Raw genomic sequence first — 8,924 nt, forward strand, 5'->3', positions numbered from 1 at the left:
TTTTGCCCCCCTAGCCCCCCAATTCTGGGGGGAACAAGAATCAATTTGCTGGTAGAAGTCCCCCAAAATTGGGGGATTTAGGGGGCTTGGATGTAGCAAATGAGACTTTTCAGACAACCTCTTAGAGGATACGTGATATTATAGATGAACCCTGAGCAATTAAAGTTTAAAAAAAACTTTAGTAATCAACAATCAACAATCAACAATCAATCCTTAAATTGATAATTTTCCTGGAAGCATAATATGGACAATTGTTTGTTTTACTGGGAAACTGCTTATGTTTAATTCTCCACCGTGTAATTCAGTTAGCAGTTTGGCAATAATCAACCCTAATCCAGAGCCTTGTTGTTCGTATAGTTTACGATCAAATTGCATATAGGCTCCGAGTTTAGCAATTTGAGTTGGTGTCATGCCTCGTCCCTGATCGATCACCAAAAGATTCAAGTGATTATCCTGAAAATAACTCTGAATCTGAATCGGCTTACCAAGGTCGGAAAACTTCAAGGCATTATCAATGATTTCTTCAACAATTTTAGTGAATTTTGATTGGGAAATTTTTACAACTGCTTCTTGCAGTTCTAAGTGCAAATCGTCTTTCCGGTTTACCTTCTTAAATTTTTGCATAGCAAGGTCTTGGATAATTGTTCTAGTAAAACTTTGCTCTCCATAATTAATCAGCTTCCTGGCTTGCTTAGGTTGTTGCTCGATTCGCGCTAGTTCTGCATAGAGTAAAAAATTATGGGTGAGCCGATATAAACGTTCCCCAGAGACACAAATTTGCTGAAGCATGTCCATAGCTTCATCACGATCTATAGTATCATAGTCTTCTATGAGGAATTGGGCAAGATTCAAAATACCATTGAGAGGAGTACGCAACTCATGAGGTAGTGCATGAGTAATGCAATCTCGCAATTCATCGACCTGTTTCTGAGATTCTTGCTCAAAAGCCATCTGCTTGGCTATGCGGGTTGTGACTGCTCCTAATAATTCATCTCTAGTAAATGGCTTGGTCAGATAATCATCTGCGCCCAGTTCCATCCCCATACGCAGATCAGATTTTGTAGATTTAGCCGTAATAAAAATCAAGGTAATTGTCTGGGTGGATGGAATTTCTTGTAACTGAATCATTACACCATAACCATCCAGTTTCGGCATTTTAATATCGCAAATAATCAAATCAGGACTTTCTTTTTTCGCCAATTCCACACCTATTTCACCATTTTCTGCTTGAATAACATCGAAATTTTCTGCCCGAAGTATTTCAACAACAATGCTACGGATATCTTCCTCGTCTTCAATAACTAAAATCTGCGACATAGATCATTTTATCCTTAAACAACTTAACATTGATAAACGCTTTTAAAGACTAAGTAAAATTAATCCTTTGTTCTAGGCATAATCCTAATTACTATTAGGATCAACTGCCAACTGCCAACTGGCAAACAGCTCTCGGTCTTTGTACTTGCTCTGGTACTGCAGGGGAGTACAGTGGAATGGTGACAGTAAAGGTTGTCCCAATACCAACTTGGCTATTTACCGTAATTTCACCACCGTGTACTTCCACAGACTGTTTTACAATTGCAAGTCCAAGTCCAGTTCCTGGAATATTACCCACATTATTGCATCGATGAAATGACTCAAACAGTTGCTTTTGGTCTTCTTCTGGGATACCAATACCCTGGTCTTTAATCTTGAATATAACCTCTTCTTGCTGACAAATCAAGTCAAAGTTTATGGTGCTGTCATTGGGGGAATATTTAGTGGCATTTGAGAGCAAATTTATCAAGATGTGTCTGAGCAGTTTTTCATCAAAATTAACCTCTGGGCATTCACATTGAATAGAAAAAACAATGCTTTGTTGGGTGTCAATACCTAGTTCGATATCTTCGACTAAATCACGACAGAATTCAAGTAAATTTAATGGTGCAGGGTTAAATTTTAGTTTTCCAGCATTAGCTTTATTGACTACCAACACGTCATCCAACATGTGGAGCATATGTTTGACATTGACTTGAATCCGATCTAGATAGTTTTGTTTTTTCTCATCAGTCCAATTCTGGCTGTAATATTTGAAGATTTCAGTAACCCCCATAATAGTGGTTAGGGGGGTGCGGAACTCGTGGGAAGTCATAGAGATAAATCGAGATTTGAGTTCAGTGAGTTCCTTTTCTCTTTCCAGAGATTTGCGAATCTGTTTTTCCAGTCGCTCCCTAACTTGAACTTCGTGCAAAGTCTGGTAAAGCGTAGCATTTTCCAAAGAAATTGCCGCTTGATTACACAGAAGGCTTAACACTTCTAGGTGTTCATTGGTAAAATTTCCAGAAACCATATTATTTTCTAAGTACACCATACCAATCAGATTGTTTTTCCGGAGAAGTGGCAAACACACAGCTGACTTGGGCTGATTATTTATGATGTATATATCATCAGCAAAAGTAGAGTTATTAACAAGATTATTTAAAAGTAAATTTTCTTTATTGATAGCCACATAATTAATCACGGATATGGGCAAATGCTGAGTAATGGTAACTGGGATTGACTCCCGGAATGTTACTCCATTATTAACCACTGTTCCTGCCGCTTCTATAATCAATTTATCGTCTTTTGACAAAATGATAAACCCCTTTTTCGCTCCAGCATTAGTCAGGAGAATCTGCATCAATTTGTCCAGTAAATTCTCGAAAACTATTTCTTCTGAAATGGCTTGAGATGCCTTGATCACGTCAGATAAATCCAGGGCGTTTAAACTTACTGCTATCGTTGAGTTGGTTATGGAATCTAGTGGAACTTTCGTTGTTGGTTGGGCGGTAATTTTGCTAAGGAGTTGGGGGTATCTTGATTCTAAGTCTCTCACTTTTGCCAGAGCTCCCCAGCGACTGTATCCATAGTAGGCATCAGTCAAGTAAGCCTGGGCGATCTTTCGTTTGCCACAAGAGAGATAAAACTCTGCTGCTAGTTCATTGGCTAGTGCTTCTTCCTGGATATAGTCCTGGTCCGCTGCTCCTTCAATCCCTTGGTCATAACGTTCCATGGCTTGCCAGTGTTGCCCTAAAACTCGTGCTTTCTCTGCCTCCACTAGCTCGTATTTATGTTTGAAGTTTGATGGAGCATGGTATGCCCAGGTTTTCAGGGTTTCCTGATTAGCTGCTACTTGGGTCAGGTATTCACCTTGCTGCTGTGGCTCGACATGGGGATAGTGAGCCAAAAGCGCTAGAGAATAGTAGAAATTGTGCTCAGCAACAAGAATCAAGCCAGCGACAGATTGTGCGTATTGCTCTGCTGCCCTGGCCTGAGCAATAGCTTGCTCGGGTTGTTTAAACCAATAAAACAGAATCGATTTGGCAAGATATAGATAAAACAGAGACGTTCCATTATTCTGTTCTCTTAAAATGGGAAGCATTTCTAATTCATTAAAGTCTTCCCCAATTAACTGACAGGGATCGTCAGATTTACCGAGTAAATTTAAGGTTAATTGTTTGCCGATTTGACCATAAATAACATGATAGTCTAGCTTCCTTTTTTGCAGCCACTCCAGATACTGCCCATACTTCTGAGCAGCAAGGTCGAGATCATCTCCCACAAACAATAGGTTGGTACAGTAGTTGAGGGCAGCAAAACCGGAATAGGTTAGCTCTCCGGTTTCAAGACCGCTGTTAAACGCCTCTAGTAAGGGGTTTAGGGTTTCCTTCAGATGCTCTTTCCAGTGTCTGATATGACCATTAAAAAGATCTAATACTATTGATTTGAACTCCTCAGCATCCAATTGCTCTAACAGCATCAAAGACAGTTGACCAAATGTATAGCCACCATCGATATCTCCCATAAATCCACACAAGATCATGGCGTAAGAAATATAGGTGTTCGTAGACAGATGTGAATTCCCATGGTTGATACATAGATTGATTTGTGTAAAGATCAGCAGTGGATACAATGCCGGATTAGCAACAAAAGCAGGGGTTCCTACAGACTTTAAGATCCCCATGGCTGCTAGTTTAGTCAGGTCAGTCATTTCTGGTAGGTCAGCCAAATCCTCACTAATCAGGTCTTTGGGGGGGTCTTGCTCCAGTGGAATCCCGAGCATGTCTAGAACCTGTAGCCCCGTATCCAGGGCGACTTGCATTTGGTTTTGAGCAATATAACCGTGGATTTTTAGTTCATACACCTTGACTTGATCTAATTGGGTTTTGGCTTGTTCCAGAGCCACTCTAGCCAAGAGGTTTGATTGGTCAAAATTGCTGTTGAGGTATTCCGCTTCCACCACTTCTAGATACAAAGCAAGGGTGAAGTCATAGTTGTCAGTCCAGGTATCTGCTGGTAGGAGTCCTAGACCTACATTCAGATACTTGAGAGCGCTGGCATAAGCGGCTGCGGCCTTGGCTTTCTGACCCGCGATCAGATTGAGTTGAGCTAGCTCATCTTTTTCCCACTGAGCGGTGAGTAAGTCCGTGCCAAAATTGAGTTGGTTAACCAAGGCAAAGATATTCTCTTCCCGTGCCTCTGGAGTGGTATGGTTCAGCAACAATTTGCCAATTTTTAGGTGGGTTGCTTGTTGGTCGGATTCCGGAATCAGAGAGTAGGCGGCTTGCTGCACCCGGTCATGTAAAAATTTGTAGTTAACCTTGACATCACTGAGGCCAAAATCTGCGGATTCCTCCTGTTCAAATAGCAGAGGAATTTTGTAACTATCACTCAACGGCAGAATCAAACCGATCTGTAGTGCCTCCCAGAGCTGAGTAGCAGTGATAATGGTTGAGTCTTCATTGACAATGGCTAGCATCTCTAAGTTAAACTGATTGCCCAGACAAGCTGCCAATTTTAAAACCTGCTGGGTGGTTTCTTGTAGCTTGCCAATACTTCTGGCAATCAGTTCCACCACGTTATAATCAGTGATGCCAATGGCTTGAATTTGATCAATATCCCACTGCCAGCTGCCACTGGTGACGTCATAACTCAGCAAGTTTTCTGAATAGAGGGTTTTGAGCAGTTGGGTCAAGAAGAAGGGATTACCTTGGGTTTTATGGAATAATAGCTCTGCTAGGGGTTTGGTCTGGTTTTTCCCTTGGGTGTCATTGAGAGTATCAGCTACTAATTGCTGAACGTATTGTTTCCGTAACGGCTCAATCTTGATCTGATCTATGACCGAGTCAGTTTCTTGAATTTTCTCAATGGTTTGAATCAAGGGATGGGTCGGACTGACTTCGTTATCTCGATAAGCTCCAATGATTAACAAATAGTTGCGATCGCAGTTCGTCATTAAGGTCTGGAGCAACGTTAATGAAGCTAAATCTGCCCACTGTAAATCATCAAGGAAGAGCACCAGGGGATGTTGGGGTTGGGCAAAGACACCGATGAATTGTTGAAACACCCGTAAAAATCGGTTTTGGGATTCCGATGCTCCGAGTTGGGGCACTTCCGGCTGTTCACCGATAATCAGTTCCACTTCGGGAATGACATCAATAATGACCTTGCCATTGGCACCCAGAGCATGTAATAAATTCTGTTTCCAAATCCCTAGTGTTTGAGCCGGTTCTGTCAACAGTTGCCGAATTAATCCCCTAAATGCCTCCAGCAGGGCAGCGTAAGGACTATTCCGCTTAAACTGGTCAAATTTACCACTAATAAAATACCCTCGCGCTTTGACAATTGGTTTATGAACTTCATTGACCACTGAGGTTTTACCAATCCCTGAGTAACCGGATACCAGCATCAACTCAGTGGCTCCAACACTGACTCGTTCAAAGGCCTCCATCAGGGTGGCTACTTCCCCTTCCCGACCATAGAGTTTTTGAGGGATGAGCAGTCGGCTCCCGATGTCATAGGTCCCGGGAGTGAAGGTTTCAATTTTTCCGGTGGTTTGTAGTTGGGATAGACAGGTTTCTAGGTCAACCTTTAGTCCAGCAGCACTTTGGTATCGGTCTTCAGCATTTTTCCTTAGGAGTTTCATCACAATCAATGAAACTACTTCACTAATTTCTGGATTAAGCTGATGAGGAGGGACAGGATATTGAGCCAGATGATGGTGAATCAATTCCATGGGATCGGTGGTGATAAAGGGTACCCGATCCGTTAGCATTTCGTAAAAGGTGGCACCTAAGGAATAGAAGTCGCTGCGGTAGTCAATGGAGCGGTTCATCCTCCCGGTTTGCTCCGGTGAAATATAGGCAAGAGTCCCTTCCAGCCAATTAGGATTGCTAGTGGTGGGATTCTCTAGAGACAGGCGCGAGGCAATGCCCAAGTCAGTGATTTTAACTTGTCCTGTTTCCGGATTGATGATGATATTAGAGGGGTTAATATCTTTATGAATAATCGGGACTTTGTGCAGCTCATCCAAGGTTTCTACTAGAGAAATAGCTATCCGCAGAAAGTCCTTGATAGTCATGGTGTGAGAGTTGATCAAGTGCTTGAGGGATTGACCCCCAAAATCTTCAAATATCAACGCCAATCCATTATTATCGTTTTCCAGACCGTAGCATTTGACAATGCCTTCACAATCAATAGCTTGGGAGATTGTATATTCTTGTCGTAAGCTGCTAATCTCTTTAAGGGAGGGATAGTCCGATTTGATAAGTTTAATAATAACTGGTCTTTGCTGTTGCTGGTGATAGCCGCGATAAACAACTGTACTAACACCAGCTTCTAGTTCTTCTAGAAGTTTAATTTGATAGTTTGGGAATTGTAACATCATCTCTCCCTTGAAGTTTTTAGATATAGTAATTGTGATAGCTATACTGATTTAATCTTGTTTAATCTTGGTGATGGCGCTTCTGATTTGGCTCAAGTAGTTCCTGTAGTTGATGTCGGGTGGGCAGTGCACCAGACAGATAATGAACCTTGCAAAGGGCGTTGGTAGGCACTGCCCACCCGAAGATTAATCTTTAACTGGACTGGGTCGGATCAGTAAAACCAGCAGAGATTTTCAAGCAGCCGTACCAGCACCCCCAGCTTGTTTACTACCGACCGTTGATTAGCTGACCGCTGACCGCTGACCGCTGAATGCTTACCGCCCTAGTCAGGAAAAATTCAACGGTCAAGGGAGAAGGGTGGAGTGCTATTGTCCCTTTTTCCTTTGCCCATTCTGCTTTTACCCGACCTTTAGGTCAGTTGTCTTGCATTCAATTGAGAATTTCCATACAGCATAGTTTCCTACAGCCTATTTTAGGGATTACATCTCTAGAATTCCCGGAAATGCTACTCAGGTAACACTCAGATCACCTCCAGTTAATCACTTGGTTGATCGAATGGTGTTTGAAAAGTCTGTTTACTACTCGGAAGAGCGAAGCATGATTGACCGACTTATAGCAGAAGTCAAAAGTCAGAAGTCATTTGTCAGAAGTCAAACTCTTGCGCTTCTTGATGCAATAGCGAGTGGGGGAAACCCCCAAGACCGCTTAGGTGCGCTTTCCGTTGGCGAATTAAATTCGCCACGGGTCGCACCTCTGCATCGCTTACAAAGGGTGTGAGACTTTTGTCATGTCCTAACTGCCCTGGCGACTGCTATATATCAAGTCTGGTTGAATACCCATCAATTTTGGGACCCGGGCGCGGGGCTGACAAGGGTAGGTTTTTTACTTTGGAGATAGGTAATAGGGAATGGGTAATGGGGAATGGGGAATGGGGAATGGGTAATGGGTAATGGGTAATGGGGAATGGGGAATGGGGAATGGGGAATGGCTAATCGGAACCCACCCCTAACCCCGACCAGGAGGGGAAGAGCGGGAGATGGGTCGGTAATCGGTGGAAATTCTGGGAGATTTTCCGACATATTTTCCGAAATTTATTCCCAATGCCAGTACGTACTCGCCCTGCTAGGTAAAAAACCTACCCAAGTGAGGGAGGGTGGGGAGGGTGGGAAGTCTCGGGAGATGGTCAGATGGTCAGATGGTCAGATGGGGGAAATTTTTATTAAGGGTAATTATGCCGACATGATATTACTAGGGTTTTAGCCATTAGGATTTTTCAAAACGGTTTTCTCAAATCAGATTATCAATCATCTCGGGATTATTGATAATGGAGGCCGCTTATTGACATTGATTCAGCAGATTTCCGGTTTTACATACTATCAAAAAACTTTTATCTGTAGTTTGTAATACAAAATAATATGAGGTTACCCTGCAAACTCAATAGGTAAAGATTTATTACGAAAATACTAATTTCTGCGTAAAGTCAAAAGATTATCTTGGGGAATAAATAGGGAGCATCCCACTGCTGTGTGAGCGTGATTATACCGCCCACATATAGCAGAAGTCAGAAGTCAGAAGTCAGAAGTCAGAAGCGGTGCGACCCTGGTGATTTCTAATCACCATCAGAATGCGCACCAAGAGAGTCAAAGTCTTGCGCTTACTTAGGTTTAATACTTTTGTCATGTTCTAACTGCCCTGTCTTGATGCAGTCGCTCATGGGGAGGGGCTGTGTGCGGAACCTGCGTCCGCACCTTGTAAGCCCCGTGGAAACCACGCCAGTTGCTCATGGGGGAGACCCCCAAGACCGCACTGGCTCCCCAAGACCGCGCTGCATCGCTGGCGACTGCTATAAAAAAATATATTTGCCAAAATTTGATGCTAACAATCAAGAGTATTCAAGTTATCTTTCTAAGTGCTTGTAGAATAACATGTTCTCCCGCAATCTCGCCTTGATCATCGGTATCAATAACTACACAAACGGCATTTCTCCCCTGAACACTGCCGTAAACGATGCCAAAAAATTAGTGGAAATTCTCCGCAAAAAGCATGATTACGAAGTCTGGGAATGCCTAGACGAAGTGGCAACTCTGTCTAACTTTAACAAATTTTTAGAAAAAACCTTACCCGAAAAAGTCACTGAAAATGACCGCTTATTATTTTACTTTGCTGGTCATGGAGTCGCTCTCAATGGGGATGATGGTCCGGCTGGTTACTTAATTCCTCAAGATGCTTTACTGGGGGATA

The 8,924-nt window shown here is 42.6% G+C and carries 6 protein-coding genes; 4 read left to right on the top strand and 2 right to left on the bottom strand.

Annotation, left to right across the window (positions count from 1 at the left end; genetic code table 11):
- Window positions 1-213: 213 nt before the first annotated feature.
- Window positions 214-1,317 carry a hybrid sensor histidine kinase/response regulator gene (locus F6K37_RS24925; RefSeq protein ID WP_287252844.1) on the bottom strand — a complete coding sequence of 368 codons (1,104 nt, stop codon included), beginning with the start codon at window positions 1,315-1,317 and terminating at the stop codon, window positions 214-216.
- Between the two features lie 100 nt (window positions 1,318-1,417).
- Window positions 1,418-6,685 (bottom strand): ATP-binding sensor histidine kinase, encoded by a 5,268-nt coding sequence (locus F6K37_RS24930; protein ID WP_287252847.1) that lies wholly within the window; start codon window positions 6,683-6,685, stop codon window positions 1,418-1,420.
- Window positions 6,686-6,993: 308 nt separating this feature from the next.
- Here F6K37_RS24930 and F6K37_RS24935 point away from each other — a divergent pair, with 308 nt between their 5' ends.
- The 4 genes from F6K37_RS24935 to F6K37_RS24950 form a co-directional block, all read left to right on the top strand.
- Complete coding sequence (locus tag F6K37_RS24935) at window positions 6,994-7,200, top strand: hypothetical protein (RefSeq protein WP_008179178.1); 207 nt, start codon at window positions 6,994-6,996, stop codon at window positions 7,198-7,200.
- 467 nt (window positions 7,201-7,667) lie between these two features.
- Window positions 7,668-7,943 (top strand): hypothetical protein, encoded by a 276-nt coding sequence (locus tag F6K37_RS24940; protein ID WP_154659663.1) that lies wholly within the window; start codon window positions 7,668-7,670, stop codon window positions 7,941-7,943.
- A gap of 500 nt (window positions 7,944-8,443) precedes the next feature.
- Window positions 8,444-8,602 carry a hypothetical protein gene (locus F6K37_RS24945; protein ID WP_161603124.1) on the top strand — a complete coding sequence of 53 codons (159 nt, stop codon included), beginning with the start codon at window positions 8,444-8,446 and terminating at the stop codon, window positions 8,600-8,602.
- Between the two features lie 6 nt (window positions 8,603-8,608).
- Window positions 8,609-8,924: caspase family protein (locus F6K37_RS24950; protein ID WP_287252852.1), on the top strand; the 316-nt coding region annotated here is incomplete at its 3' end.

The sequence above is a fragment of the Moorena sp. SIO4E2 genome (genome assembly GCF_010671945.1).
Classification (GTDB): Bacteria; Cyanobacteriota; Cyanobacteriia; order Cyanobacteriales; family Coleofasciculaceae; genus Moorena; species Moorena producens.

Excerpts from the sequence above, each read along its gene's own strand:
- F6K37_RS24935 (WP_008179178.1), top strand. The coding sequence starts at position 6,994 with ATGCTTACCGCCCTAGTCAGGAAAAATTCAACGGTCAAGGGAGAAGGG.
- F6K37_RS24930 (WP_287252847.1), bottom strand. The coding sequence starts at position 6,685 with ATGATGTTACAATTCCCAAACTATCAAATTAAACTTCTAGAAGAACTA.
- F6K37_RS24925 (WP_287252844.1), bottom strand. The coding sequence starts at position 1,317 with ATGTCGCAGATTTTAGTTATTGAAGACGAGGAAGATATCCGTAGCATT.
- F6K37_RS24940 (WP_154659663.1), top strand. The coding sequence starts at position 7,668 with ATGGCTAATCGGAACCCACCCCTAACCCCGACCAGGAGGGGAAGAGCG.